This window comes from Streptomyces sp. SID5910, assembly GCF_009862125.1.
Classification (GTDB): domain Bacteria; phylum Actinomycetota; class Actinomycetes; order Streptomycetales; family Streptomycetaceae; genus Streptomyces.
The window spans coordinates 1-284 of the sequence record NZ_WWHX01000761.1 but is presented as its reverse complement, the minus strand read 5'-3'; the positions used below and the strand labels follow the sequence as shown (position 1 = coordinate 284).

Here is a 284-nt window from a genome sequence, read left to right as displayed (position 1 = left end):
GAGGTCGCCGTGGGCCTGGGCTGGCTGGGCCGCTGGTCCGCCGCGCTGACCGAGTACAGCGAGGTCGCCGCCGCCCGCGAGCGGGTCCTCGGCGCGGACCACCCCGACACCCTCGCGAGCCGCGACGACGAGGCCCACTGCCTGGAACAGCTCGGCCGAGGCCCGCAGGCGGCCGAGCTCTACCGCAAAGCGGCCCAACCCCGCCGCCCCGCCCCTCGCTGAACCGGCGACGCCCCGAGCGAGCCACCCGGCAGCGGCACCTGCGCGCCCCGACCGGGTGGCCC

Annotated in this window: 1 protein-coding gene; it reads left to right on the top strand. The window is 79.2% G+C overall.

The genetic code is table 11. The features are described 5' to 3' along the window. Positions 1-222, top strand: a 222-nt coding sequence (locus GTW67_RS26570) for a tetratricopeptide repeat protein (RefSeq protein ID WP_161167313.1), incomplete at its 5' end; no start/stop codon positions are given. Positions 223-284: the final 62 nt, after the last annotated feature.